The 24117-nt window shown below is 72.1% G+C and carries 26 protein-coding genes and 2 pseudogenes; 10 read left to right on the top strand and 18 right to left on the bottom strand.

Features of this window, described 5'->3' with window-relative positions:
* Positions 1-224: 224 nt before the first annotated feature.
* Both ACWEOE_RS32630 and ACWEOE_RS32625 read right to left on the bottom strand, forming a co-directional pair.
* A complete protein-coding gene (locus tag ACWEOE_RS32630; protein ID WP_452015981.1) occupies positions 225-1118 on the bottom strand; it encodes an SMP-30/gluconolactonase/LRE family protein in 894 nt (297 codons plus the stop codon).
* 31 nt (positions 1119-1149) lie between these two features.
* Positions 1150-2139 carry an LLM class flavin-dependent oxidoreductase gene (locus tag ACWEOE_RS32625; RefSeq protein WP_452015979.1) on the bottom strand — a complete coding sequence of 330 codons (990 nt, stop codon included), beginning with the start codon at positions 2137-2139 and terminating at the stop codon, positions 1150-1152.
* Positions 2140-2289: 150 nt separating this feature from the next.
* Between ACWEOE_RS32625 and ACWEOE_RS32620 the strand changes: the two genes are divergently transcribed.
* On the top strand, positions 2290-2940 hold the full coding sequence (locus ACWEOE_RS32620) for a TetR/AcrR family transcriptional regulator (RefSeq protein ID WP_452015977.1): 651 nt from the start codon (positions 2290-2292) through the stop codon (positions 2938-2940).
* Positions 2941-2949: 9 nt separating this feature from the next.
* Here ACWEOE_RS32620 and ACWEOE_RS32615 read toward each other — a convergent pair whose 3' ends face one another.
* Positions 2950-3876, bottom strand: a complete 927-nt coding sequence (locus tag ACWEOE_RS32615) for a LysR family transcriptional regulator (protein WP_452015975.1) — start codon at positions 3874-3876, stop codon at positions 2950-2952.
* A gap of 82 nt (positions 3877-3958) precedes the next feature.
* Between ACWEOE_RS32615 and ACWEOE_RS32610 the strand changes: the two genes are divergently transcribed.
* Together ACWEOE_RS32610 and ACWEOE_RS32605 are read left to right on the top strand one after the other, a co-directional pair.
* On the top strand, positions 3959-4306 hold the full coding sequence (locus ACWEOE_RS32610) for a carboxymuconolactone decarboxylase family protein (RefSeq protein WP_452015973.1): 348 nt from the start codon (positions 3959-3961) through the stop codon (positions 4304-4306).
* The gene (locus tag ACWEOE_RS32605; RefSeq protein ID WP_452015993.1) at positions 4306-5310 is read left to right on the top strand and encodes an MBL fold metallo-hydrolase; all 1005 of its coding nucleotides are present in this window, start codon (positions 4306-4308) and stop codon (positions 5308-5310) included. Before ACWEOE_RS32610 ends, ACWEOE_RS32605 begins: the two co-directional genes overlap by 1 nt.
* 15 nt (positions 5311-5325) lie before the next feature.
* Here ACWEOE_RS32605 and ACWEOE_RS32600 read toward each other — a convergent pair whose 3' ends face one another.
* Positions 5326-5697 (bottom strand): hypothetical protein, encoded by a 372-nt coding sequence (locus ACWEOE_RS32600; protein WP_452015971.1) that lies wholly within the window; start codon positions 5695-5697, stop codon positions 5326-5328.
* Between the two features lie 129 nt (positions 5698-5826).
* Between ACWEOE_RS32600 and ACWEOE_RS32595 the strand changes: the two genes are divergently transcribed.
* Positions 5827-7056 (top strand): glycosyltransferase 87 family protein, encoded by a 1230-nt coding sequence (locus ACWEOE_RS32595; RefSeq protein WP_452015969.1) that lies wholly within the window; start codon positions 5827-5829, stop codon positions 7054-7056.
* 210 nt (positions 7057-7266) lie between these two features.
* On the opposite strand, the gene ACWEOE_RS32590 is transcribed toward ACWEOE_RS32595, so the two are convergent.
* The 3 genes and pseudogenes from ACWEOE_RS32590 to ACWEOE_RS32580 form a co-directional block, all read right to left on the bottom strand.
* Positions 7267-7779, bottom strand: a complete 513-nt coding sequence (locus ACWEOE_RS32590; protein ID WP_452015991.1) for an aromatic-ring hydroxylase C-terminal domain-containing protein — start codon at positions 7777-7779, stop codon at positions 7267-7269.
* A 3-nt stretch (positions 7780-7782) separates the two neighbouring features.
* Positions 7783-8010 (bottom strand): annotated as a pseudogene (locus ACWEOE_RS32585) (FAD-dependent monooxygenase); the annotation flags it as partial.
* A 97-nt stretch (positions 8011-8107) separates the two neighbouring features.
* Positions 8108-8770 (bottom strand): annotated as a pseudogene (locus ACWEOE_RS32580) (FAD-dependent oxidoreductase); the annotation flags it as partial.
* 235 nt (positions 8771-9005) lie between these two features.
* Between ACWEOE_RS32580 and ACWEOE_RS32575 the strand changes: the two are divergent.
* On the top strand, positions 9006-9431 hold the full coding sequence (locus tag ACWEOE_RS32575) for a pyridoxamine 5'-phosphate oxidase family protein (protein WP_452015967.1): 426 nt from the start codon (positions 9006-9008) through the stop codon (positions 9429-9431).
* 25 nt (positions 9432-9456) lie between these two features.
* Here the strand turns inward: ACWEOE_RS32575 and ACWEOE_RS32570 are convergent, their stop codons facing one another.
* Positions 9457-9861: a hypothetical protein gene (locus ACWEOE_RS32570; RefSeq protein WP_452015965.1), complete on the bottom strand. Its 405-nt coding sequence runs from the start codon at positions 9859-9861 to the stop codon at positions 9457-9459.
* A gap of 10 nt (positions 9862-9871) precedes the next feature.
* Entirely contained in the window at positions 9872-10636 is a 765-nt protein-coding gene (locus ACWEOE_RS32565; protein ID WP_452015963.1) for an SDR family oxidoreductase, read from the bottom strand.
* A gap of 247 nt (positions 10637-10883) precedes the next feature.
* Between ACWEOE_RS32565 and ACWEOE_RS32560 the strand changes: the two genes are divergently transcribed.
* A complete protein-coding gene (locus ACWEOE_RS32560; protein WP_452015962.1) occupies positions 10884-11735 on the top strand; it encodes an NAD-dependent epimerase/dehydratase family protein in 852 nt (283 codons plus the stop codon).
* A 152-nt stretch (positions 11736-11887) separates the two neighbouring features.
* Here the strand turns inward: ACWEOE_RS32560 and pdxR are convergent, their stop codons facing one another.
* From pdxR to sigJ, 3 genes are read right to left on the bottom strand one after another with little or no spacing between them, the layout of a single operon-like run.
* A complete protein-coding gene (gene pdxR, locus ACWEOE_RS32555; protein ID WP_452015960.1) occupies positions 11888-13255 on the bottom strand; it encodes a MocR-like pyridoxine biosynthesis transcription factor PdxR in 1368 nt (455 codons plus the stop codon).
* On the bottom strand, positions 13252-13473 hold the full coding sequence (locus tag ACWEOE_RS32550; protein WP_452015958.1) for a hypothetical protein: 222 nt from the start codon (positions 13471-13473) through the stop codon (positions 13252-13254). Before ACWEOE_RS32550 ends, pdxR begins: the two co-directional genes overlap by 4 nt.
* Positions 13470-14348 carry an RNA polymerase sigma factor SigJ gene (gene sigJ, locus ACWEOE_RS32545; RefSeq protein ID WP_452015956.1) on the bottom strand — a complete coding sequence of 293 codons (879 nt, stop codon included), beginning with the start codon at positions 14346-14348 and terminating at the stop codon, positions 13470-13472. Before sigJ ends, ACWEOE_RS32550 begins: the two co-directional genes overlap by 4 nt.
* A 114-nt stretch (positions 14349-14462) precedes the next feature.
* Between sigJ and ACWEOE_RS32540 the strand changes: the two genes are divergently transcribed.
* On the top strand, positions 14463-14939 hold the full coding sequence (locus ACWEOE_RS32540) for an RrF2 family transcriptional regulator (protein ID WP_452015989.1): 477 nt from the start codon (positions 14463-14465) through the stop codon (positions 14937-14939).
* 45 nt (positions 14940-14984) lie between these two features.
* Here ACWEOE_RS32540 and ACWEOE_RS32535 read toward each other — a convergent pair whose 3' ends face one another.
* From ACWEOE_RS32535 to ACWEOE_RS32520, 4 genes are all read right to left on the bottom strand, one after another.
* Positions 14985-15182 carry a hypothetical protein gene (locus ACWEOE_RS32535; RefSeq protein ID WP_452015954.1) on the bottom strand — a complete coding sequence of 66 codons (198 nt, stop codon included), beginning with the start codon at positions 15180-15182 and terminating at the stop codon, positions 14985-14987.
* Positions 15183-15299: 117 nt separating this feature from the next.
* Positions 15300-16427, bottom strand: a complete 1128-nt coding sequence (locus tag ACWEOE_RS32530; RefSeq protein WP_452015952.1) for a TROVE domain-containing protein — start codon at positions 16425-16427, stop codon at positions 15300-15302.
* Positions 16428-16436: 9 nt separating this feature from the next.
* On the bottom strand, positions 16437-16868 hold the full coding sequence (locus ACWEOE_RS32525) for a hypothetical protein (RefSeq protein ID WP_452015950.1): 432 nt from the start codon (positions 16866-16868) through the stop codon (positions 16437-16439).
* Between the two features lie 549 nt (positions 16869-17417).
* Entirely contained in the window at positions 17418-17744 is a 327-nt protein-coding gene (locus ACWEOE_RS32520; protein ID WP_452015948.1) for a nuclear transport factor 2 family protein, read from the bottom strand.
* A gap of 113 nt (positions 17745-17857) precedes the next feature.
* On the opposite strand from ACWEOE_RS32520, the gene ACWEOE_RS32515 reads away from it, so the two are divergent.
* The 3 genes from ACWEOE_RS32515 (at position 17858) to ACWEOE_RS32505 (ending at position 20855) form a co-directional block, all read left to right on the top strand.
* The gene (locus ACWEOE_RS32515) at positions 17858-18682 is read left to right on the top strand and encodes a MerR family transcriptional regulator (protein ID WP_452015946.1); all 825 of its coding nucleotides are present in this window, start codon (positions 17858-17860) and stop codon (positions 18680-18682) included.
* A gap of 238 nt (positions 18683-18920) precedes the next feature.
* The gene (locus ACWEOE_RS32510) at positions 18921-19403 is read left to right on the top strand and encodes an ATP-binding protein (protein ID WP_452015944.1); all 483 of its coding nucleotides are present in this window, start codon (positions 18921-18923) and stop codon (positions 19401-19403) included.
* A gap of 243 nt (positions 19404-19646) precedes the next feature.
* Positions 19647-20855 carry an AI-2E family transporter gene (locus ACWEOE_RS32505; protein WP_452015942.1) on the top strand — a complete coding sequence of 403 codons (1209 nt, stop codon included), beginning with the start codon at positions 19647-19649 and terminating at the stop codon, positions 20853-20855.
* Between the two features lie 8 nt (positions 20856-20863).
* Here the strand turns inward: ACWEOE_RS32505 and ACWEOE_RS32500 are convergent, their stop codons facing one another.
* Positions 20864-21325 carry a DUF7144 family membrane protein gene (locus ACWEOE_RS32500; protein ID WP_452015940.1) on the bottom strand — a complete coding sequence of 154 codons (462 nt, stop codon included), beginning with the start codon at positions 21323-21325 and terminating at the stop codon, positions 20864-20866.
* 102 nt (positions 21326-21427) lie between these two features.
* Positions 21428-24028: a LuxR C-terminal-related transcriptional regulator gene (locus tag ACWEOE_RS32495; RefSeq protein WP_452015939.1), complete on the bottom strand. Its 2601-nt coding sequence runs from the start codon at positions 24026-24028 to the stop codon at positions 21428-21430.
* Between the last annotated feature and the right edge of the window lie 89 nt (positions 24029-24117).

Here is a 24117-nt window from a genome sequence, read left to right as displayed (position 1 = left end):
GCGGATGTGTTGGTCGCACTTCTCATCCTGCCGCCGAAAGACCCGTCCCTTATCTCAGGCCCCGTCAGCCGACACCAACGTCATGCCCCGCAACAACTAGACCGGCGGGGTCCGCGGAGAAAAGCATTCGATCAGGCGAAGCCTCGGGGGTGGGTCGTCAAAAGAATTCACCACTGGTGACCCTCCGTCACGGGGTCCCTCCGGGAGTTCGCCTGCCGCCCGGCTCAGGGCAGTCCGGCGTGCGGAACGTCCACCCGGGCCGCGGCAAGGCGGCCTTCGCGGGCGTTCTTGCGGGCGGTCTCGTCGAAGTCGGGCGCGGTGCACAGGTACAGGGTGCGGCCGTCGGCGCCGCCGAGCATGCAGGCGAAAACGCCGGTGCCCGTGGGGATTTCGTCGACGATCTCGCCGCCCTCGCGCACGCGGATCACCCGCGCACCCACGGCGTCGGCGATCCAGAGGGCGCCCTCGGCGTCGAGGCAGCAGCCGTCGGCGCCGACGACCACCTGTGCGAGCGCGGCCGGCAGGTCCTCACCGGAGGGCACGTCGCCGAACTGCGCCCAGATGCGGCGGTCGGCCAGCGAACCGTCTTCGGCGATGTCGAACGCCGTGACCCGGTTGCCGAAGGTCTCGCACACCAGGAGCACACCGTCGTCGGTGACCACGCTTCCGTTGGGGAACCACAGATCCCGCGCCACGGTGGTCACGGTGCCGTCCGGATCGGCGCGCAGCAGCGAAGCGGATTCCAGCGGCGCGCCGGCCATGAGGTCGAAGCCGAACTCGCCGACGAACGCCCGCCCGCGCGAGTCGACCACCATGTCGTTGGGGTGACCCTTGACGTGGCTGGAGAGGTCGGCGTGCGGCACGAGGGTGGCGTCGGGCTCGCGCCGCAGCAGCACCCGGTCGCGCATCGACACGATCAGCAGCCGGCCGTCGGGCAGCCACCCGAGCCCGGACGGCTGCTGCGGCACCTCGGCCTCCACTCGCAGGTCGGTGCCGTCCTCGGCGGCCGAGTACACGCGGTAGGTGTAGAAATCGACGAACCAGATCCGGTTCTCGTGCCAGCGCGGGCACTCCAGGTAGGACAGTCCTTCTGTGACAGTGGTCGTCTCGCGGCTCATGATTCCCCTGTGGACGGTGGGTGGGTGCGGGTCAGCGGGTGGCGGCGTCGAGGAAACGTTCGAGCTCGCGCTCGATGTCGGGACCGCACGGTTGGAACACGATCTCCGTGACGCCGCGCGAACCGTAGTCGTCGATCTTGCGGCGGACCTCGTCGCGGGTGCCGCTCAGCGTCACCTCGCGCAGCGTGGTGTGGCCGCCGGCCTGCCAGGCGGCCGAGTCGGCGTCGTTGAGGCCGACGCAGTGTCCGGAGTGGATGGTGAGGTGCCGGTCCTGCTCCGGCGTCTTTTCCACCGTCTGGAGCCATTCCGCGCCGCCGGGCAGGGCGCGCACCGCGTCCGGGCCGCCGAACTCGTAGGCGCCGTGGAAGGACAGAGCCCAGCCGGGGCCGGCGGCCGCGCGGGCGTGCTCGGAGTCGGTGGGCTCGTCCTCGTCGAGCACGGTGCCCCATTCGAGGAACGGCACCCACTCGTGGTCCTTCATGAACTCGGGCGTGGCGAGCGTGGCGTACAGGCCGTCGCCGAGCTCGCTCGCGACCTTGTTCCCCTTGGGGCCCAACGCGCCGACGAGGATCGGCACGTCGACCGGCCGGGCCGGTGCGTGGCCCTCGGGGTGCAGCATCCGCATCCGCGCGCCTTCCCACTCCACGGTTTCCCCGCGCAGCAGCCCGCGGTAGGCGCGCAGGTACGCCTCCATGAACGACCACCGCACGGCGCCGTAACCCATCGCGCGACGGCCGGAGAACCCGGTGCCGAACGCGACCGCCACGCGCCCGGGCGCGAGCGCGGCGAGGGTGGCCGTGGCGGCGGCGTTGACCATGGGGTGGCGCAGGCTCGGCACCAGCACACCCGGGCCGAGTCCGATGCGCTCGGTGCGGTCGGCGGCCAGTGCGAGGGTCATCCAGACGTCGGGGCTTTGCTGGGGTGTGTCGTACACCCACGCCCGGTGGTAGCCGAGTCGCTCGGCCAGTGCGATTTTTTCCGGAGAGTCCAGGGCGGTGGGGAACGCGCAGGACACGTCCACGGTGTCCTCCTCCCGATCGACGGTGATCGCGGCAGCACCTCTACCTGCGAATATGACTAAGCGGTTAGTCATATTCGCTGGTGGTGTGCGACGATACACACCCCCGTGGGGCGGAGCAAGGCCTCCCGGGCCGCGACGGAAAGGTTCCTCATGGGCGCTCAGCGATCCGCCCTGCCCGACCTGGTTGACGACTCGCCCGACCTCTGGGACGCGGGTTTCGGCAAGGCCGCCCGCGGCCTGCTCACCGGTGGTGTGCGGTGTTTCGCCGCCCAGGGCTTCCACGCCACCACCACCCGGGACATCACCGCCGCGGCCGGCCTCTCGCCCGCGGCGTTGTACGTGCACTTCAGCTCCAAGGAGGAAGTGCTCTTCGAGATCACCCGCACCGGGCACAAGAGTTCACTCGACGTGCTGAACCACGTCGCGCCCCTCGACGACGCCGCCGCACAGCTGCGGGGCCTCGTCGCGGCGTTCGTTTCCTGGCACGCCCGCCACCACGTCGCGGCGCGGGTGAGCCAATACGAACTGGGTGCGTTGACCGCCGAACACTACGAGGTGATCGTCGCACTGCGCCGCCGCTCGACGTCGGTGTTCCACGACGCGCTCACCGCCGGCATCGAGGCCGGCGCCTTCCCGGACGTCGACGTGCACCGCTTGGTGCGTGCGATCCTGTCGCTCGGGGTCGACCTGGTGCGGTGGTACCGGCTCGACGGGGCGGATTCGCCCGAGGAACTCGGCGAGTACTACGCAGATCTGGCTTTGGGCATGGTGACGGCGGCCGGGTCGCGCCGGGGTCGCTGACGTGCCGGCTCAGCCGCGTTCGCGCAGCGACCGGAAAAACGCCGCGCCGTGCTCGGCCGCGGCCGAAGCGATCGCCTCCGCGACGTCGAGCACCACCTTGTCGGCCCGGTCGATCGGCCACGCCAGCACCAGGTGGTTGTCCGGATGTCCGGCCAGAGGCACGAAACTCACCCCCGCCCCCGGGTACAGCCGCGCGACGCTGTGGGGCAGCACGCCGACGGCGCCGTCCCACGCCACGCACTGGATGTACTCGGCGAGGGAGTGGACCACCGGCCCCGGCCGGTCGTGGCCGGACGAACCGGGGGAGCCGAGCCAGTACTCGCGCCACAGCGGGTCGGCGTCGCGGGGGAGCCGGCACCAGAGGTGATCGCGCAGCTCGCCGGGTTCGAGTTCGGTGCGCTGCGCGAGGGTGTCGTCGGAACGCAGGGCCGCGACCAGCGGTTCGTCGCCCAGGGAGTGGGTGGCGATGCCGCGCGTGTCGAACGGCAGGCGGGTGATCGCGATGTCCGACTGGCCGGTGTGCAGGCCCGCGGCCGGGCTCGTGATGCCCTGCACGCGCACGCGCAGTGACAAATGGGGGTAGCGCGCTCGCAGCGCGTCGCGGAAATGGCCGCTGAGGGTGGTGACGAAACCCGCCACGGCCTCCGAAACGACACCGATCGTGACAATGCGGCTTTGTCCCGCGGAACGGGCACGGGCTTCGGCGCGGTCGACTCGTTCCAGGATATCGCGGGCTTCGTCGAGCAGAATGCGACCGGAATCGGTGAGCCGAATCGGGCGAACCGAACGGTCGAGAAGTGAGCAGCCGAGTTCGCGTTCGAGCTCCTGGATGCGCTGGCTCAGCGGCGGCTGGGACATCCGAAGCCGCGTAGCCGCCCGCGCGAAACTGAGTTCCTCACCCACCGCGACGAAGTACCGCAGCTGCCTCAGGTCCACGACCAGGCATTATATCAGGAACAAGACCTGGCTGAGCGAATCGGTCTTTGACCGCGCAGTGGTCGGGGGATTGCATGGAGTCATGGCGTACAGCGAACCCGCGGACATGAAATACATGGCGAAACTGAAGAAATCGGCCCCCGGTGAATTCAAGAAATTCATGGATTACCAGGATGTGGTGTCGCGTGAAGACGGTGCGATCCCGCGCCGCTTCCGCGAAATCATCGCGATCGCCGTCGCGCTGACCACCCAGTGTGCCTACTGCCTCGACGTGCACACGGCGGCGGCGCGCGAGCAGGGGGTGACCTCCGACGAGCTCGCGGAGGCCGTGCTGATCGCCGGCGCCGTGCGGGGCGGCGGCGCGGTCGCGCACGGGCTGCTGGCGATGAAGCTGTTCGAAGACTCCACCGCGGGTCACGTGCACTCGTGATGATTTCCGAACAGCACAGCGTCGACGCGGAGCCGGCACCCGTCGACGAGGTCAGGATCACCACGCTCGTCGACAACGTGTACGACGGTCTCCTGGAAGACGGCCCGTTCACCACCCGGGAGACGTTCGGCCGCGCGAGCCAGGCCGCGCCGCAGTTCGAAGGCGGCCGCACCCAGGTCGGGCTGCTCGGCGAGCACGGGTTCTCCGCGTTGGTCACGGTGCGCCAGGGCACCGAGGAGACCACGCTGCTGTTCGACACCGGCCTCTCCCCGTCGGCGATGATCACCAACGCCGACCGCCTCGGCGCCGACCTGTCCGCGGTCGAGGCCGTCGTGCTCAGCCACGGCCACTTCGACCACACCGGTGGGCTGGCGGGCCTCATCGGCCGGCTGGGGCGCGACCGCCTACCGGTGCTGGCTCACCCGCAGGTCTGGACCAGGCGCCGGCTGGTCGTCCCGGGCCGCGAGGTGTTCGAGCTCCCCACGCTGAGCAAGGCGGCCCTGACCGACGAGGGCTTCGACGTCATCGAGCGCCGCGAGCCGACCCTCCTGGCCGGCGGCGGCGTCCTGATCACCGGCGAGGTCGCCCGCACCACCGACTTCGAACGCGGCATGCCCCCGTCCCACGAGGCCTGGTTCGACGGCGCGTGGCGCCACGACCCGACCGTGATCGACGACCAGGCGCTCGTGGTCCACCTGCGCGGCCAGGGCCTCGTCGTGCTCACGGGCTGCGGCCACGCGGGCGCGCTCAACATCGTGAAGCAGGCCCAACGGCTCACGGGTGTGGACCGCCTGCACGCACTGGTCGGCGGCCTGCACCTCGGCGGCCGTGCCTTCGAGGCGACCATCGCGCCGACGGTGGCCGCCCTGGCCGGGCTGTCGCCGACGTTGGTCGCCCCCGGGCACTGCACGGGCTGGCGCGCCCAGCAGGCGCTGGCGACGGCGTTTCCGGACGCTTGGGTGCCGAGCAGCAGTGGTTCGGTCCACCGGTTGGTCGGGGCCTGAACCGGCCAGACCGGCTCAGCCGGGCAGCTCGACGTCCTCGCGGACAGTGAGCGCCCGGCCGATGCGGGCCTCGACCTTCGCGAAGCGCCACAGCTTCGCGTCGCCGTCGCCGACCGGGGTGGTGCGGAAGAGGTTGCAGGCGGCCTTGACCGTTTCCTGGGTGTCGGCGTCGGCGAGGAGGTAGCTGGTCCACGGCCAGCCGTCGGACGGGCCGACCTGGTGGGAGTCGTCGTCGAAGTCGCCGATGAAGGTGATGCCCGGCAGGGCCTTGAGCTGGTCCATCATGGACACGAAGGCCTGCCAGACGGCGCCGGTGGTGATCCCGTCCGTCGGCAGGTCGAAGAAGTTCTGGTTGATGCCGATGCAGAAAAGCACGCGAAGGGGCACGGGTTCTCCTAGTCGTGGTCGTCCGGGGGCCATTGTTCACCACGCCGGCGGACCCGGGGCAACGCTGCGGAGCGTGACGATCGACCCCCCGACTCGGTGAAACGATCACGCACCGTGGATGATCACGGGGTGATCACGTTCCGAGGGGGGCAGGCGACACCGGCCGGAGTGCTGAAGGGCCTGCTGGACGAAGCCGCGAGCCGCCGGTGGGCGGTGGTGGCGCTGGTGGCCGGGGCGGTCGTGGTCGCGGCGGGGGTGGTCGCCGCAGTGTGCACGTTGTGGCCGGTCGACCTGGAGGTCTACCGGTTCGGTGCCTTGGCGCTGGCCCACGGCCATGATCCCTACGGCCCGCTGCCGCCGACGCGGGTGGGGATGTCGCTGCCGTTCATCTACCCGCCGTTCGCCGCCGTCCTGTTCCTGCTGCCCTCGGCGGTGCCGACCCCGGTGGCGGCTGCCGCGATGCTGGGGCTTTCGCTGGCCGCGCTGGGCATCACGATCTACGTCGTGGTGCGGCCGCGGGCCGCGCGAGCCACCGCGGTGCTGACGGCGGTGGTGGCCGGGGCGGCGTCGCTGGCGTTCGAGCCGGTGCGGGAGACGCTGTGGTTCGGACAGGTCAACCTGGTGCTCATGGCGCTGGTCGTGGTCGACTGCCTGGGACCCAGGACCCGCCTGCCGCGCGGGGTCCTGGTGGGGCTTGCGGCGGCCGTGAAGATCACCCCAGCCGGCTTCCTGCTGTTTTTCTTGCTGAAGAAGGACTTCCGCGCCGCCGGCACCGCACTCGTGAGCTTCGTGGCGGCCGGCGCGATCGGGTTCGCGGTCGCGCCCGGGGCTTCGCTGAAGTACTGGTTCCACGGCGGGCTCACCGGCGCGTCGGGCATGAGCGGCTCGATCTTCGCCACCAACCAGACCATCCAAGGCGCCGTGCACCGCTTCGCGCTGGCGCCGACCCCGACGCTCGCGCTGGTCGCGGTGGGGACGCTCGCCGCGCTGCTGGTCGCCGTCGCGGCCATGCGCCGGGCCGACGAACCGGTGGCGTTCCTGCTCAACGCCGCCGCCATCCTCGTGTGCTCACCCATCTCGTGGTCGCACCACTGGGTCTGGATCGTCCCCGCGACGATCGTGCTGGCCACCCGGGCCACGACACCGCGCGCGGTGGCAGGCTTGGCCGCCGTCGTCGCGATCTTCATCATCGCGCCCCACTCATTGGTGCCCGCCGACGACTTCCGGGAGCTGGCCTGGTCGCCGTGGGACCACGTGATCGGCAACAGCTACCTGGTGCTGGCACTGGGTTTCCTCGGCTGGAACTGCTTCGCTCCGCAGCGCCGCAGCGAACCGGTGCTCGAAGCGAACCACCGCTGAGCCGGGCGCTCAGCGAAAGCCCGGCTCGCCCTCGGCCCGGCGCAGGCGGCCGAACCCGGCGCGGCACCCGGGCTGTCGAGCCGCACTCAGACGACACGGGGGGGCGCCCGTCCGGCCCCGTGCCCACCTGGGCGCGCGGGCTCGACCCGGCGCAGGATCCGGCCCGGTGCGGACGTCGGCGAACACGATCACGCCATCCCCGACTCCGGATCACGCGTGCAGGAGACGCCGGACGTAGGCGGCCACGGCCTCGGGGGTCGCCTCGCGGCTGATGAGGCCGAGGTAACCGTCGGGGCGGATGAGGGCGAGCCCGTGGTCGCCGGTGCCGTAGCGGTCGGTGAACGCGGTGGTGGCTCTCGGCGGGATGCGCAGGACGCTGCCGAGGCCGGCGAGGGCGGCCCGCAGCTGATCGAGGACCTGGTCGTCGCCGACGGTGGTGAGGAGCAGGTGGCCGGGGTGGCGGAGGAGGTCGTCGAGGGAGGCCGGGGCGCCGTCGGCGGTGTGCAGGCCGGGCACGTCGGGGGCGTGGTCGCCGGGGTGCGGGTGGCGTCGTGAGGGCGCGCGGCCGCCCACGATCGGGCTGTGCCGGTAGTGGATGGCGACCTCGGCGAGGCCGGAGATCAGCTCCTCGCGCAGCGGCGGCAGGTGCCCGGCGAGGAAGAGCGCGAGGTTGCGCAGCCCGCGTTCGGTCATCGTGTCGGTCATGCGAGTTGTTTGTTTCACCACGGCGGCGCCGACCGGATGCCGTTCGGCTTGGTAGGAATCCACCAACGTGGGATCGGCGCGGCCGGTGGCGACCAGGGCGAGTTTCCACGCGAGGTTGACCGCGTCGTGGATGCCGGTGTTCATGCCCTGGCCGCCGGCGGGGCTGTGGATGTGCGCGGCGTCGCCGGCCAGCAGCACGCGGCCGTGGCGGTAGCGGGGCACCTGGCCGTGGTGGACCTCGAAGTAGGTGAGCCAGTGGGCGTCGGGTCACGTGCCAGGCGCCGCCCGCCCGCTCGTCGACCAGCGCTTGTGTCTGCGCGATCGTCGGGACCGCGCCCGGTGGTGGGGGTTCGACTTCGAACAACAACCGCGTCCGGCCGCCGGGCATCGGAAAAACACCCCCGATCCCGGCGGGATGGGCGAACATCCGCACAGTGTCGGGCGTGAATTCCGTTGTTGCCGCCACGTCGGCGAACAGGAAATGTTGACCTTTGAACACGCCCTCGATCCGGGTGCCGACGGCCGTGCGGGTCGTGCTGTGCCCGCCGTCGGCGCCGACCACCCAGCCGTAGCGGGACCGTTCGCGCCCGGCAGCGGAGGCGAAGGTGGCGGTGACGCCGGTCGAGTCCTGCCGGAGGTGCTCCAGGGTCACCCCGCGCTCGATCCGGATGCCCAGCTCGGCCGCGTGCTCGGCGAGCAGGGCCTCGGTGCGCGGCTGGGGGAGGTCGAGGATGTGCGGGTAGCGCGTGGCGAGGTGCTCGGTGGCCAGCCGCACGGTGGGCCGGCGTGGATCGCGCCCGGCGTACATCTCCAGTGCGGTCACGGTGGACGCCTCGGCGGCGATCCGGGGCAGCACGCCCATCGCGGCCAGGTGCTCTTGCGTGCGCGGGTGCACCGTCACGGCGCGCGACTGCGTGGTGGGCTCGGTGAGCTGCTCGACCACCCGCACGCGCGCCCCTTGGCGCACGAGCTCGGCGGCGGCGGTCAGGCCCACCGGCCCGGCGCCCACGACCAGGACGGTGTCCTGTCCGGACGCGGTCACGGGCCGGGCGTCAGGTCGCGGTCATCGGTGGCGGTCATGGTTGGTTCCTCTCGGCGGTTTTGCGGTCGGTGTCGCGAAAGGTGTACCCCACGTGAGTCGTGGGTACTTTCATGAGCGTTACAGCGGTGAACTGTCCGTCCATAATGGACTTGAATTGCTCAGAGCGCGTTTTTGCCGGGCCCGGCGGGTAACATCGGAGGGCATGGCGTTGACAGTGGAAATGCGCGAACAGTTCCTGGCCGAACCGCACGTCGCCGCGCTGTCGGTGGTCGACCGACCCGACCGCGCGCCCCTCGTCGTGCCCATCTGGTACCAGTACACCCCGGGCGGTGAGCTGTGGGTCCGCTCGCCCCCGGAGGCCCGCAAGACCCGCGCGATCCGGGAGGTGGGCCGCTTCACCCTGATGGTGCAACGGACCTCACCCACCGTCCGCTACGTCTCGGTGGAAGGCCCGGTGACCGGCATCGGCCCCGACAGCGAGGAACGTGCCCGCGAAATGGTGGCGCGTTACCTGCCACCCGCGAAAGTGGCGGCCTTCCTCGACTTCGAGCGGACCGACCTCGGCGAGCACGTCGTGATCTCGATGCGGCCGCAGCACTGGCTGTCCTCGGATCTGGGCCCGGTGTGATCCCGCGTTCGGTGCCCCCGAGTGGTCAGGCCCGGCGTCGGTCCCGCAGCACCGCCGGCGCGATCGCGGCGAGGCCGAGCAGCGCGACCGCGGCGTTGGCGGTGGTGAGCACGACCTCCTGCCACACCATCGGTGGGTGCGTATCGAGTAGGTGGAAGAAGAAGTGCGGCACCGCGAAAACCGAGAAAGCCGCCGCCGCGGGCACGACGTAGTGCGTTTTCGCTTTGACGAGCGCGAGGCCGAGCAGCACGGCCACGGCGAGCGTCGCGCCGCCGAAGTCACGGGCGAAGTGCTCGCTGAACGGCGGGTTCAGGTCGACGGTGGGGAACGTGGTGTAGAAGCTTTCGGGGAACAGCTGGTTCCAGCCGCCGACGACCACTTCGTCGAGGAACGGGACCACCAGCGCGAGCCGGACGGCGAGGGTGTTCACTTCGGTCCTTTCAGGACAGTTCGGTGCCCGCTCGCGCGGCGACGCGGCGGAGGTACTCGGCGAACGTGCGTTCGCCCTGGGCGTGGTCTTCCTTCGGCAGCAGCGCGCCGCCGGTCATCGCCCGGCCGACGGCGCCCGGCAGCCGCACCGGCACCACGACCTTGCGCGACCCGCGGGCTTTCACCAGCCGCCGGGCCATGTCGGACATCTGCAGCCGCTCGGGCCCGGCCAGGGGCCGCGCGTACCCGCCGGGCCGGGTGCCGACGCGGTCCGCCAGCGCCTTGGCGACCTCTTCGGCCGCGACCGGCTGCGAAAGTTCCCGCGGCACCAGCACGAACGGCCCGCGCGCACCGTCCACCAGGGGCTCGGGGAACTCGTGGAACTGGGTGGCCCGCAGGATCGTCCACGGCACTGGGCCGGTGCGCACGAGCTCCTCCTGCGTGCGCTTGCCGTAGTAGTAACCGAGGTCGACGTCGTCGACACCCACGATCGACAGCGTGATCACGTGCCGCGCACCCGCCGCCGCGGCGGCGTCGAGCAGGTTGCGCGTGGCCGCGGCGAAGAAGCCGACCGCGGGTTTGCGGCGGAGGGAGACGACGTTGGTGACGTCGACGACCTCCTCGCAACCGTCGAGCCGGCCCGCGAGCCCGGCGCCGGTCCTCAGGTCCACGCCGCGCGATCGCGCCAGGACCACCGCTTCGTGCCCGGCCGCGATCAGCTCGCGCACCACCAGCGTCCCCACCAGCCCCGTACCGCCGGCTACCGCGACTCGCATCGGTTCAGACCTCGTCTCTGTTCGGGTGTTTGCTTCCCAGACCGGGTGGCCGTCCCGAACGTGACAGGGCGCGGTTGTGATCCACCCCTCGGTGTTCGGCCGCGCACACCAAGTGGGCGCATTCGAGCGCGGTTTCGCACGTTCGATGTGAACCGGTCCACTGCGGCGGACGTCAAGTGGACTACCGGCCCGCCGCCGGGGCTGGTTGGCTGGAGATCGTCCACAGCGGACCGTCGAGAGGAATGTGATGCGGGTCTTTCTCGCCGGGGCGTCCGGCGTCGTCGGGCGGCGGGTGGTGCCGGAGCTGCTCGCGCACGGCCACGCGGTGGTGGGCCTGGCGCGCGGCGCGGCCTCGGCCGACCGGATCACCGCGCTGGGTGCCACGGCCGTGCTCGGCGACGTGTACGACGCGCCGGGGCTCGCGGAGATCGTCCGGGCCGCCGCGCCGGACGTCGTGATGCACCAGCTCACCGACCTCGGCGCCGGCGACCGCGTGGCCAACGCCCGCGTGCGCACGGTCGGCACGCGCAACCTCGTCGACGCCGCCAAGGCCGCCGGTGTGCGGCGGATGGTCGCGCAGAGCATCTCGTGGGCGTACGAGCCCGGCGACGCCCCCGCGACGGAAGACACGCCCCTCGACCTGACCGGCACCGCCGAGCGGCTCGCCACGGTCTCGGGCGTCGCCGCCCTGGAGGCCGCTGTCGCCGAACTGCCGGAATGGGTGATCCTCCGCTACGGCACCCTCTACGGCCCGGACACCTGGTACGCCCCCGACGGCCTCATGACCCGGCTCGCCCAGGCGGGCACCCTCCCGGCCACCGCGGACGTCACCAGCTTCCTCCACGTCACCGACGCCGCCACGGCCGCCGTCGACGCCCTCACCTGGCCCCCCGGCCCCACCAACCTCTGCGACGACGACCCCACTCCGAGCCACGAGTGGACCCCCGCCTTCTGCATGCGGGTCGGCGCACCCCCACCCACCCACAGCGATGCCGCCCGCACCCCTTGGGCCCGCGGCGCCGACAACACCCACGCCCGCAAGGACCTGGGCTGGACCCCGGCCCACCCGTCGTGGCGCGAGGGCTTCGCACGGGGTTGACCCCGGCGGCCGACGCTGGGTGGTGGTCGTCCGGTGAAATTTCGAGGTGAGGGGCCGGCGCCCCGGGCAGTGAGTCGGCAACCCGGCACCCTCGCCGGGCGCGTCGACGTGGGGTGTTCGGCGCCCCGACCGCGTGTCAGGTGCGCGAAACTTCACCAGGAAGCGATGTCCGCACCCTCCACCACCCCGGCCAACGCCTCCAACGCCGCCCGCCACGAGTGCTGCGGCGGGGTCGCGTACCCGATCACCAGTCCGGCCCGGTCCTCGTCCGCCGAGTGCCAGTAGCCGCTGGTTCGCAGGCCCGTGAGGTGGAGCCCCGCCGTGAGGCCGGCGTTCACCAGCCGGGTCTCCTCCTCGCGGGACGCCAGCGGCAGCAGGGCGTGGAGGCCGGCCGGAACGCCGTCGAAGGGCACCGGGGCCAGGCGGGCGGCCAGGTCGGCGCGTCGGTTGCGGTAGGTCTGGCGCGCGCGGCGGACGTGGCGGTCGTAGTCGCCGCGCTGGAGGAGGTCGGCGAGGGCGAGCTGGGCCGGGGCGCCCGGGGTGGCGCCGGTGGCGGCGAGGGCGTCCAGGACGGGGACGCGCAGGCGCGCCGGCAGCACGAGCCAGCCGAGGCGCAGGCCGGGTGCCAGCGCTTTGCTGGTGCTGCCCGCGAACACCACCCGCTCCGGGTCGAGGGGCTGGAGGGCGCCCACGGGGTGCTTGTCGTAGCGGAATTCGCCGTCGTAGTCGTCCTCGATGAGGTAGGCGTCGTGGTCGCGGGCCCAGGCGACGAACGCCGCGCGCGAAGCGGGGCTCAGGACGACGCCGCGGGGGTGCTGGTGGGCGGGCGTGAGCAGCACGGCGCCCAGGCCGGGCCGCAACGCGGCCGGGTCGGCACCCGCAGCACCCACGGGCAGCGCGGCCGTGGCGAGCCCGGCGCCGTGGATGAGGCGCCGGTGGTGGACGAGGCCCGGGTCCTCCGTGCCGATCACCCGCACGCCCGACTCCCGCAACGCGCGGGCCAGCAGCGCGAGACCGTGGGTGAACCCGCAGGTGATCACGACGGCCTCGGGCCCGGCGAGGACACCGCGCGTGCGCGACACGTGCAGCGCCACCGCCTCGCGCAGGCCGCGCAGACCGGCCGGGTCGGCGTAGTCCAAAGTGGACGCCGACAGCGTACGTTTCACACTGGCCGACCACAGGGTGCGCGGAAACAGGCTCAGATCCGGCCGCCCGGGGCGCAGGTCGAGCAGGCGCGGTGACACGTCCGGCTCCCGCGTCGCCGAGCGCAGCCGGGTTTCGGCGACGCGCGTGCCGGAGCCCGCCGTGCTCACCAGCCGGCCCTCGGCCACCAGCTGGGCGTAGGCCTCGACGACGGTGCCCCGCGCGATGCCGAGGTCGGCGGCCAGGCTGCGAGTGCCGGGCAGACGCGTGCCGGGGGCCAGCCGGCCGGAGGCGATGGCGTCGCGCAGCGCCGCCTCGATCGCACGTGCGCCGGGAGGACCCAGCTCGAGGTGCAGGTCGATTCCGGGCGCGGTCATGCCGGTGCCAGTCGCGCGAGTTTCGCCGGGTTCGCGACGACGTAGACCTGGTTGATGCCTTCGGGTGCCGCTTCGATCCAGGCCGCCGCGAGCGGTGCGCCGCCCCGGGAGACGAGCACGATGTGCCGTCCGTTGGCGGGCACGAGCGAAGTCGATGTGTCCCGCCCGAAGATCGCGACCGTGCGCCCGGGGTGCAGGTCGATTCCGGGCGCGGTCATGCCGGTGCCAGTCGCGCGAGTTTCGCTGGGTTCGCGACGACGTAGACCTGGTTGATGCCTTCGGGTGCCGCTTCGATCCAGGCCGCGGCGAGTGGTGCGTTGCCGCGCGGGACGAGCACGATGTGCCGTCCGTTGGCGGCCACGAGCGAAGTCGACGTGTCCCGCCCGAAGATCGCGACCGTGCGCACGAGGAACTGGGCCACGCGCTCCCGCCCGCGCACGGGCTTGCGCGCCGCCGTGACCACGCCGCCGCCGTCGGACCGCGCCACGGCGTGCTCGGCCAGCAGGCTCTGCAGCCCTTCGAGGTCCCCGGCACGCGCGGCCGCGAGGAACGCCCCCAGCAACCGGTCGCGCTCCGCCGGGCTCACGCGCGCACCGCGTTCGCGGGTCACGTGACTGCGCGCGCGGTGGCCGAGCTGGCGCGCGTTGTCCTCGGTGATGTCGAGGAACCCGGCGATTTCGCGGTACGGGTAGTCGAACGCTTCCTTCAGCACATACACCGCGCGCTCCTGCGGCGTCAGCCGTTCGAGCAGCACGAGCACGGCCAGCTCGAGGGCCTCGTTCCGCTCGACGGCCGCCTGGGTGCTGTCTGCGAGCGGCTCGGGCAGCCACGGGCCCACGTAGAGCTCGCGGCGCGTGCGGGCCGAGGTCGCGGCGGTGAGCGCCAGCCGGCTCGCGGCGGTGACGAGGAACGCCTCGGCGTTGCGCACCGCCGCGCGATCCGTGCGCTGCCATCGAATCCACGTCTCCTGCACCACGTCCTCGGCGTCCGCCGACGAGCCCAGCAGCCGGTAGGCGATGCCGAACAGCCGTGGGCGCACAGCCTCGAACGCCGTCACCGCATCCGTCAGGCCACCACCGGCCACTTCGGTCACTTCGCTGCTCCTCGTGCACTGCAGGGGATTCCGATGGTGGCAGGTGCGCTCGGGAGCCCGCAAGCCGAACCTTGACTTCGGACGTCCAGATTGTCTAGGGTGGCGGCCGTGCGGATGAACCAGGGTGTCGAGTGGTCCGTCCACGTCCTGCTGTCGCTCGCGTGGCTCGACGACGACGAGCCGGTGTCCACCGCGTCGCTCGCGGCCAGCTACGAGCTTCCCGTGGCGTACCTGAACAAGCAGCTGCAGGCGCTCGTCCGCGCGGGCCTGCTGCGGTCGCTGCCGGGCGCGCGCGGCGGGTTCGTGCTCGCGCGCCGGCCGGAGGACATCACGCTCATGGACGTGGTCGCGGCGATCGAGGGCCGCGATCCGGCGTTCCAGTGCACCGAGATCCGGCAGCACGGGATGGGCGAGGAGGCACCGCGCAGCGCGTTCCGGCGGCGGTGCGCAGTCGACTCCGCCATGCAGCACGCCGAGCTGCAGTGGCGCAAAGCCCTGGCGGCACAGACGATCGCCGACATCCGGGCCGAAGCCGACCGCCACGCACCGTCCGCCGCTCGCCTCGCCCGCAAGGCGTACGGCCGGAGCTGACGCCGGGCCTGCGCCTCCGCGCGGGAGACAGCAGGCAGTCGAAGGTCAGGCGGTGCGGCGCGCGCTCGGGTGGCGAAGGTGGTACCCGAACACCGGGCCGGAGTGCCGATGCGGGCCGCTGCCCGGGTCGCCCGGCGGGATCGTGACGGCGCCGACCATGAAGTGCGCGTTGTCCGGCAAGAACGGCGGGGTGCAGGTGAGCAGGTTGTCGTAGGTACTGCCTGAACCAGGAGAAAGCATCATGAGATCGAGGTCAGGTGCGCTCTCGCGCGCGCGACTGGTCCGATCGTGCGCGAATTTTCTGTACCGGTGGGCACCGTCGTGATCGGACAGTGCCCACCGTCCGATCACGACAGGCGCTCAGAACGGCCAGTCGGCGTTCTGCCCCGCTTCCAGCAGCGGGACCATCCGGAAGACCTGGTCGGTCAGGCCGCCGAACGGGTGGCGGTGACGGCCGCCGCTGGGGGCGTGGCCGCGCGTGCAGCCGGCGAGGTTCCAGGTGTAGAGCGGGGTGTCGACGGGCACGGCCCGCCCGACATCGCCGTACGTGGCCTGCTCGTCGGTGAGGATCACCACGCGGTCGTGGCCCCGCAGGTGCTTCCGGATGGCGCCGGCGGTGTCGGTGCCACCGCCGAGGAAGTACCCGTCGCCGCGCCAGCGGTCCACCGCCTTGAGCAGCGACTCCCGCTGCGCCACGCGGAACTCCTTGGTGTCGCCGGAGAACGACACCAAGTCGGCCTTCGCGCAGCGCTGCGCGAGAGCCAGCCCGAAGACCGCGGCCGCGTCCCACCGCATCAGCGTGCCGTCGCGGGAGAACCCCGCGTGCATCGACCACGAGGTGTCCACCAGGATCAGCGTGCGACCCGGCAGCTCCGGCACACCGGCGAGCGAGTGCGTGATCGCCTGTTCGAGCGCCCACGCCCACCGCAGCGACGGCGCCGCCCGGTACGCCGAGAGGAACCGCATCGGCAGCTGCTTCGACCGCGCGACCTGCTCCGGGTCCGCCAGCCGGGTGGCGACTGCCTGCGCCACCTCGTCGGAAACCCCGGCCTGGTCGAAGTTGCGCAGGTTGCGCAGCAGCGCCATGTAGCCCATCGACGGGATCACGGCCTCCCACGCGGCCGCGGTCAGCGGCCCCCGCAGCCACCCGGCGAGCGACTCCCACGTCATCCCGGCCCGCCGCAGCTCGGCGCTCGCGGTGCCGGACTCGAGGAGCGCGCGCCGCCGTTCGACCGGCCACGCCATCAGGTGCCGGTGCGCGCCGAGCGTGCCCAGCGCGGCGGGCAGTTCGCGGTCGGCGTGGAACCGGACGTCGAGGATGTGCTCGAACAGCGCGCTCTGCCAGGCTTCGCGCGGGCCGGGGTGCGTCAGCCCGAGGACGTCGGCGAACCGGAACCCGCGCGTGGCGGACTCCCACTTGAGGTACGAGCTCTCGGTGTAGAGGCGCTGGACAGCGTCGGCGACACCGCGCTTGACCGGCTTCGGCACCGCGCGGCGTTAGAGGCTCGTCCAGTACGCCAGCAGCTCACCCGGCTCGTCGGCGCGCTGCAGCACGCTCGCCACGACCTGGCGCGAGAGGCCATCGAGGCCGGCTTCCCGGCGGGCGGCGGCGAACTCTGCCGCGCCGACGAGCGCCGCGGTGCGCAGGTTCGCATCCCGGCGCAGCCACGCGAGGAACCGCACCGTCCACTCGGGATCGACCAGCGTCGCGGCGCGCACGAGGGTGGCGTAGCGGAGATCGCGGTTCTCGGCGCTCTCGTAGAAGGTGTGCTCGCCGACGAAGTTGGTCACGGCGAGCAGGAACAGCTCGCCGCGCGTGTCCCGCGCGTAGCCGGCCGCTCCTTCGTGGGTGCGCCCGTTCGCGACGGCCTCGCTCGCGATCGGCGAGCGGGCCGCCGGGCGCGCGCGGAAGATGGTGAACCTGGCCATGGTCGACCCCCTCGTTCTTCGCTGGTGAGGGAGCAACGGTTCAGGTGTGTCCGAGGAAAAGTCGGCCACGGTACATCAGCTGCTCTGCCGAATTGAGCTACACCCCGACAGGTCGGGGTGACGGGATTTGAACCCGCAACCTGCCCGTCCATAGCGGAAGTAACCGTCACCTGCGCACCGGGCACACCTGAAACGTTGCTCCCGAGTAAAATTCGCCCTGCGGTGATTTCGATCCAGGAAATGACCGCGGAGCTTCGCACCGGGAGTGCGGTTTCACGCCAACAGCGGGAAATACCTGTGTCGCGTGGTTTTCGTGCGGTCCGGACGCGCCCGAGAGAAGATTGGCGACGGTGACACGGCGGCCCCGCGAACAGGACCACGCCGGCCCCGGTTGCCCGGGGCTTACGGGAATCGAACCCGTTGATCACCAATGGAAGTAACCGTTGCCTGCGCACCGGACACACCCGAACCTCGTGTGCCGCGGGAACCCCCGTGGCCACTCGTGCAACTGTAGCCGCGGATTCCGGTGCTGTCGCGGGGTTTTTCCGCTCACGGTTCGATGGTCAGCTCGGTGATCCTCCCGGTGTCGAGCGTGAACCGGAAGTGCAGGTCGACCACGCCGCCCGGGAAGTCGCCTTCGAGGTGGTGCGTGGCGACGTAGTGGTGGTCGTCGACGCGTTCCGTGGCGGTCAACGTGGTGGTGTAGGTGTACTCGCTCGCCGCCCGGCCGAGCCAGCCGCGGATCTCGGCGGGGCCGCGGTAAGTCCGGCCGTCGTCGACGACGGTGGCCTCGGGCGCGAACAGCGGCAGCGCGCGGCCGGCGTCGCGGTCCTCGTGGGCGGCGAGGTAGTCGGTGATCGGCGCGGGCAGGGTCATGGCGGTCCTCCTGGGGTCTTCGTCGGGGTGACCGCACCACCGTCGGGCCTCTCCCGGGGAGAGGGTCAAGCCCGGCTCGGTTCTCTCCCCGGGAGAGGGTGCACAGTGGCGGCATGCGCGAAGGTCTGACGATCGGCGAGTTCGCCCGGCTCACCCGGCTGAGCGTGCGCACGCTGCGCCGCTACCACGAGGCGGGCCTGCTGGCCCCGGCGTCGGTCGACGACGCCACCGGCTACCGGTACTACTCGCCCGAGCAGATCCCGAACGCCCAGGTGATCCACCGCCTGCGCGAGCTCGACGTGCCGCTGGCCGAGGTGCGGGGAATCCTCTTGACCGCCGATCCGGGTGCCCGCGCCGACCTCATCACGGGCCACCTGCGGCGGCTCGAGGAGCGACTGGACCGCACGCGCGCCGCCGTGACGTCCCTGCGCCGGCTGCTGGAGCCCGACGTCGCCGAGCTCGAGGTCGAGCTGCGCTCGGTGCCCGCCCGCACCGTCGCGGCCATCGAGGCCACAGTGGACCTCTCGGAGGTCCTGGGGTGGTACGACGCGGCCATGTCCGAACTGGACGCCGCCGTGGCCGGACGCGAGGGCTTCGCGCCACCGGGCGGGCTGTACTCCGACGACCTGTTCACCGCCGGCCGCGGCACCGTGCTGGTGTACCGGCCGGTCCTCGACGCGCCGACGGTCGGCCGCGTCACGCCGCGGACCCTCCCGGTGACGGACCTCGCGGTCACGGTGCACGCCGGCGACCACGACGACATCGACGTCACCTACGGACGGTTGGGCGGCTGGGTCGTGGACCACGCACTGGCGGTGGCGGGGCCGGTGCACGAGAGGTACCTGTGCGGGCCGCGTGACGACCCGGATCCGGGGAAGTGGCGGACGGAGATCGGGTGGCCGGTGTTCCGGGTTTCCGAGGTTGGGCACGCTCGGTGAAGAGGCCGTTGCACTCTGTGTCAATCGAGTGCAACCTTTTCACCCGCGTCCATGCCCGGAACGGGTACCGCAGAAACCATCGAAGCGCCTGAACAGGCAAAAGCCACAGTCCTGAACGGCCGAATGTCCATTGTGGACCAAAAAACCCAGAACTCCGCACCGCCGACGGTGATTGATTCGTGACCCGATCGGGTAAGTCGTGAGCAAGTGCGCCGACCGCGGATCGGAGGTGGTGGCGTTGACCGGAGTCCGAAACGCCGGCCGGCCAGGAACGTGGGTGCTTCCGCTGCACGGCACCACGGCCGCGACGGTGCGCACCATGCGCAGATGGGTGTCGCGCCATCTCGACACGCTCGGTGACGAACACCGCGACGACGTGCTCCTGGTCGCCACCGAGCTGCTCGCCAACGCCCACGACCACGGGGACGGACCGCGTCACCTGCAGCTGTGGCACAGCCTGCGCCCGTGCACCGTGCGCGTGGAGGTGGCCGACCGCAACCTCGTGCAACCCACCATGGGCCTCTCCCGCCTGCCCGGCCCGCGCGGCCGCGGCCTCCTGCTCGTTGACCGCCTGTCGGTGACGTGGGGTGTGCTGCCCGAACCCGAGTACGACCGCAAGACGGTGTGGGCCCAGATCCCGTGCCTCGGCCGGTGCCCGCGCCCGGGCAGGACGGGTGAGCGGACCACTGGCGGCGGCGGATCGGGTGTGCTCGCGGGCTGACAGCGGCTGCCGGGGGGCGGTCGCGACAGTCGGCCCAGAGCGGTCGCGCACTGCCGCCCCGGAATCCCCGGCAAGTCTCATCCGGCACGGGTGAGGCGCGAACCGTGCGCGGACGGTGACCGTATCCCCGGGACCGCCCGGCCGGAGCCGCCGGGCGGGTCCGTCCACACCGGAGTGACATCGGGGACGCCCGCGCGGGGCACCGCCGCAGCACCCTGACCCGGCCGAGGGTGAGGTGGTTTCGTGAAGCTGCGCGGACGAACCGTGGGGGCGAGACGGAGGAGTCCCGAACAGATCACCTCGACGTTCCCGCCCGGCAGCCTCCTGCCGCGGGTGCTGGTGATCATGCTCTGCGCCGCGTCGGCGGTGATCACGCTGGCCGGCGTGCGGGCGATCGCGTTCATCGTGGGGCCGGTGTTCCTCGCGCTGGTCATCGTCGTCACCGCGAGCCCGGTGCAGGTCTGGCTGCGCCGCAAGGGCTGGCCGCGCTGGCTGACGACCGTCGCGCTCGTCACGGTGGTCTACGTGGTGATCGTGAGCCTGGTGTTCGTGGTCATCGTGTCGCTGGCGCAGCTCGCCTCGATCCTGCCGCGCTACGCAGCCCGCGCGAGCGAGCTGCTCAAGTCCGCGACGGAACAGCTCGCGCAGTTCGGGGTGGGGCCGCAGCAGCTGCGGGACCTGGCTTCGTCACTGGACCTCGGCAAGCTCGCGAGCCTCGTCGGCTCGCTGCTGACCGGGGTCGGCGGGGTCCTCACCAACCTGATCTTCCTGCTGGCGTTGCTGCTTTTCGTCAGCACCGAGGCCACGTGGGCCGACAAGCGCCTCGGCGCCATCGACACGGAACGGCCGTGGGTCACGGCCGCGTTCCACCGCTTCGCCACGGGCACGCGCAGCTACATCCTCGTGACGACCGTCTTCGGCTTCATCGTGGCCGTGCTCGACGCGGTGGGGCTGGCGATCATCGGCATCCCCGTGCCGATCCTGTGGGGGCTGCTCGCGTTCGTCACCAACTACATCCCGAACGTCGGCTTCGTCATCGGCGTGATCCCACCCGCGTTGCTGGGGCTGCTCGAAGGCGGCTGGAAGATGATGCTGGTCGTGATCGTGGTCTACTCGGCGCTCAACTTCGTGGTGCAGTCGCTGATCCAGCCGCGGTTCGTCGCGGGGTCGGTGGGGCTCTCGACACTGGTGACGGTGCTGGCCCTGGTCTTCTGGGCGTGGCTGCTCGGCCCGCTGGGCGCGATCCTGGCCGTGCCGGCGACGCTGCTGATCAAGGCGCTGTTCGTGGACATCGATCCGACGGCGGGCTGGGCCGACGCGCTCATCCGCATGACGGCCAACCGCGACGAGCCGCCACCGGAGCCCGACGAACCCGAAGAGCCCGCCGTGGAAACCGAGACCGCGGCGAAAACCGGCGCGGACCCCGCGGAACCGGGGCCCGCACCGGCCTGACCGCCCCGTCAGATCCGCTGCATCTCCTTGCCGTGCACCGCGAGCGCGTAGATCACGAGCACGTCGACGGCGATGACGATGATCGACCACAGCGGGTACGCGGGCAGGAACGCGAGGTTGACCAGCGCGCTCAGGCCCGCGAGGACGATGCCGGTGATCTGCGCGACGCGGTTGCCGGTGAACACGCCGATGCCGACGACGACCAGCAGCACGCCGAGCCCGAGGTGTACCCAGCCCCACGTGGTGTAGTTGACCGAGACGACGAGGCCCGTCTCGTCGACCACGAAGTAGCGGGTGTTGAGCAGCGCGACGAGCCCCTCGATCACCTGGAAGGCACCCAGCAGCATCATCATGGTCGCGGCGAACGCGACCCAGCCGGTCCAGCCGGTCGCGGTCGGCCGGGAGCCGGGGTGTCGGCCGGTGGTTCCGCCGGCCTCGGTGTGCGGCGCTCGTGCTCCCGTGTCGGTCATGGTGAGAGTCCTCTCGTGTCCGCGGGATCCGTGCCCGTGGCGGGCTTGCTGGAAGCGTCGGACTCCGGCGCGGGTCCGGCCTCATCTGTCGCGGATGAAGCCTCACGCGAGGCCGTGCTCGCGTGCCACCAGCACGGCGTCCCGGCGGTTGGTCACGCCGAGCTTCACGTAGATCGCCCGCACGTGCGTCTTCACGGTGTTCACGGACACGGTCAGGTCGGCCGCGATCTCGTCGAGTGACCGTTGCGAGGGCAGCCGCTGCAGCACGACCTGCTCACGTTCGGTGAGCCGGTCGTCCACGGGCGCGGGGTCGAAGCGGCGCAACCGGTCGCGGACCGACGCGGAGAAGCCGTCGAGCCGCCCGAAGCCGCCCGAGTGGTCCACGAGCAGGTGCCGCACCGCCGGTTCGGCCAGCGCGAACGGCCGCACCAGGTCACCCCCGGCGGCCAGCCCCAGCGCGTGCTCCAGCGTCCGCAGCGCTTCGGTGCGGCGCCCGGCGCGCAGGGCGAGCGCGGCCACGGCGAGCTCGACGTCGACGGGCGTGGTCGGCAGCAGGACCGCCCGCCGGCTGCGCAACGCGGCCGCGGCGTCGTCGGGCCGGTCGGCCGCGAGGTGGGTCCACGCCTGCATCAGGTCCAGCTCGCGCGTGTGGGGGAGGCGGTCGCGGGCCCACAGCAGCACTTCGTTGGCGTGCAAGGCTTCCCCGAGGAACACGGCCGCGTGGTGCTCCAGCACGGCGACGAGCGCGGCGGGGCCCGCGGGCAGGTCGCCAAGCTCGTGGCGGGCCCGGCGCATGGTTTCCAGGCCGTCGCGCCGGCCCTCGCCGCCGAACTGGGCGGTGCCGTTGGACGAGCCCGCGGTGCCGAACCGGGCGTCGGCCTGCGCTGTGCCGTCGAACCGCCCTGTGCCGTCGAACCGCCCGGTGTTTTCGAACCGCCCTGTGCCTTCAAAACGCGCCGTGCCTTCGTAACGCCCTGTGCCTTCGAACCGCGCCGTGCCTTCGAACCGCGCCGTGCCGTCGAACCGCGCGGTGCCGCGGATGAACTCGCCCAGCGGCGTGTCCGCGTCGCGCACCTCGCGGGCGGCGGCCGCCGGATCGAGCCGCAGCAGGTGGTCGCACGCGAGCACGAGCCGGCACACGGCCAGCCACGGCGAATGCGGCCAGCCGTGCCGGGTGGCCAGCTCCACGGCTTCCTGGCACGCGGCGCGGGCCTCGTCCTGGTACCCGCCGAAACCACCGGCCACGGCGAGGGCGGCGAGGCCGTGGAGCACGAGGTAGTCCTGCCCGTCGCGGCGCGCGGTGTCGAGGGCGGCGCGCACTCGGGTGGTGGTGTCGCGCCAGGCGCCGCGGTGCAGCGAGGCCCACGCGCGGTCGAGCTCGACCCACGCGCCCGGTCCGTCCACCGGCGGTCCGGCCGGGCGGCGGCCCTCGGCCAGCGCGTGGTGGCGGGCGAGCAGCGGGTCGTCGGGCGGTTCGGTCGGCTCGCCGCTCTGGATGTCGGCGAGCGTGCGGGCGGCCCGCAGGTCGTGGTCGAGGTCTCCGCCGAGGTAGGCCAGCGTTTCCCGCACGGCGAGGTCGTCACCGGCCAGCAGGCAGGCGAGCGCGTGGGCGTGCAGCAGCTCGACGATGCCTTCGCGGTCCAAACCGGCCACGGCGTGTTCGAGGGCCTCGCCGATGCGCTCCTCGTCGGCGAACCACCGCGCCGCCGTGGCGTGCAGCTCGGTCGCGAGACCGGGGTAGCGCAGGTCGAGGTCGGCGCGCAGGTACGACCGCAGCAGCGGCTGCACGCGGTAGGACCGGCCGGGGTCGTCGACGCGCGCGACCAGGAACGTGTGCCGCTCCAGCTCGGCGAGCACGGCACCCGCGTCCTCGCGCGCGGCGAGCTCGCGGGCCAGCGCGGCGGGCACGGCGTCGCACACGCTGATGCGGCGCAGCAGCTCGGGTGCGCCCTCCGGCAGGCGCGCGAGCACCTCGTCGGCGAGGAACGCCGACATCGACCGGTCCTCGCCGTCGAGCTCGGTGAGAAACACGTCGACGTCGGCCACGGTCCGCAGCGACACCGCGGCCCAGTGCACGGCCGCCGTCCAGCCCGCCGTGCGCTCGACCAGCCGGCGCACGTCGTCCTCGCCGCAGCGCACACCCGTGACCCGCAGCAGCTGGGCGGTTTCCTCGGTGGTGAAGCGCAGGTCGTCCGCGCCGACGCGGGCGAGGTCGCCCTGCACCTGCAGCCGCGCGAGCTGCAGCCGCGGGTCGGACCGCGCGGAGAGCGTGAGGCGCAGCCCGGCCGGCGGGGTGCGGATAAGGGTGGTCACGTCGTGCAGCGGCCCGGTGGCCACGATCTCCTGGAAGTCGTCGAGCACGAGCCGCACGGGATCCGGCAGCTCGTCGAGGGCGTCGACGAGCTCGGCGAGGAAATCGGCGCGGCTGTCGCCTTCCGGCGCGGCGACGGTGTGCACGCGGCTGCCCGCGGGCACGGTTTTCTCGAGCGCGCAAAGGATCGCGGACCAGAAGCGGTGGGGGTCGTTGTCCTCGGCGTCGAGCGAGACCCACGCGACGGACCGGCTCGCGGCCCACTCGGCCAGCAGCGTGGTCTTGCCGTAGCCCGCGGGGGCGCACACGGCCGTGACGGGGCTGTCGGCGGCGGCGTCGAGCGCGTCGAGCAATCGTGGGCGCGTCACGAAATCCGGTGGCAGCAAGGGCATTGTCACCTTCGCACCCGGCACCCGCCACCGGTTGGTCGTCGTCCGGCCGCCTCGTCCCACGCCTTCGACGGTAGGACGTTGCGGTGACG

It is taken from the genome of Amycolatopsis sp. NPDC004368, from assembly GCF_053602515.1.
The sequence above is the reverse complement of the archived record's forward strand: the minus strand, read 5'-3'. Positions and strand labels throughout refer to the sequence as shown.

Excerpts from the sequence above, each read along its gene's own strand:
- ACWEOE_RS32630 (WP_452015981.1), bottom strand. The coding sequence starts at position 1,118 with ATGAGCCGCGAGACGACCACTGTCACAGAAGGACTGTCCTACCTGGAG.
- ACWEOE_RS32620 (WP_452015977.1), top strand. The coding sequence starts at position 2,290 with ATGGGCGCTCAGCGATCCGCCCTGCCCGACCTGGTTGACGACTCGCCC.
- ACWEOE_RS32610 (WP_452015973.1), top strand. The coding sequence starts at position 3,959 with ATGGCGTACAGCGAACCCGCGGACATGAAATACATGGCGAAACTGAAG.
- ACWEOE_RS32605 (WP_452015993.1), top strand. The coding sequence starts at position 4,306 with ATGATTTCCGAACAGCACAGCGTCGACGCGGAGCCGGCACCCGTCGAC.
- ACWEOE_RS32575 (WP_452015967.1), top strand. The coding sequence starts at position 9,006 with ATGGCGTTGACAGTGGAAATGCGCGAACAGTTCCTGGCCGAACCGCAC.
- ACWEOE_RS32565 (WP_452015963.1), bottom strand. The coding sequence starts at position 10,636 with ATGCGAGTCGCGGTAGCCGGCGGTACGGGGCTGGTGGGGACGCTGGTG.
- ACWEOE_RS32560 (WP_452015962.1), top strand. The coding sequence starts at position 10,884 with ATGCGGGTCTTTCTCGCCGGGGCGTCCGGCGTCGTCGGGCGGCGGGTG.
- pdxR (WP_452015960.1), bottom strand. The coding sequence starts at position 13,255 with ATGACCGCGCCCGGAATCGACCTGCACCTCGAGCTGGGTCCTCCCGGC.
- ACWEOE_RS32550 (WP_452015958.1), bottom strand. The coding sequence starts at position 13,473 with ATGACCGCGCCCGGAATCGACCTGCACCCCGGGCGCACGGTCGCGATC.
- ACWEOE_RS32540 (WP_452015989.1), top strand. The coding sequence starts at position 14,463 with ATGAACCAGGGTGTCGAGTGGTCCGTCCACGTCCTGCTGTCGCTCGCG.
- ACWEOE_RS32535 (WP_452015954.1), bottom strand. The coding sequence starts at position 15,182 with ATGATGCTTTCTCCTGGTTCAGGCAGTACCTACGACAACCTGCTCACC.
- ACWEOE_RS32525 (WP_452015950.1), bottom strand. The coding sequence starts at position 16,868 with ATGGCCAGGTTCACCATCTTCCGCGCGCGCCCGGCGGCCCGCTCGCCG.
- ACWEOE_RS32520 (WP_452015948.1), bottom strand. The coding sequence starts at position 17,744 with ATGACCCTGCCCGCGCCGATCACCGACTACCTCGCCGCCCACGAGGAC.
- ACWEOE_RS32515 (WP_452015946.1), top strand. The coding sequence starts at position 17,858 with ATGCGCGAAGGTCTGACGATCGGCGAGTTCGCCCGGCTCACCCGGCTG.
- ACWEOE_RS32500 (WP_452015940.1), bottom strand. The coding sequence starts at position 21,325 with ATGACCGACACGGGAGCACGAGCGCCGCACACCGAGGCCGGCGGAACC.
- ACWEOE_RS32495 (WP_452015939.1), bottom strand. The coding sequence starts at position 24,028 with ATGCCCTTGCTGCCACCGGATTTCGTGACGCGCCCACGATTGCTCGAC.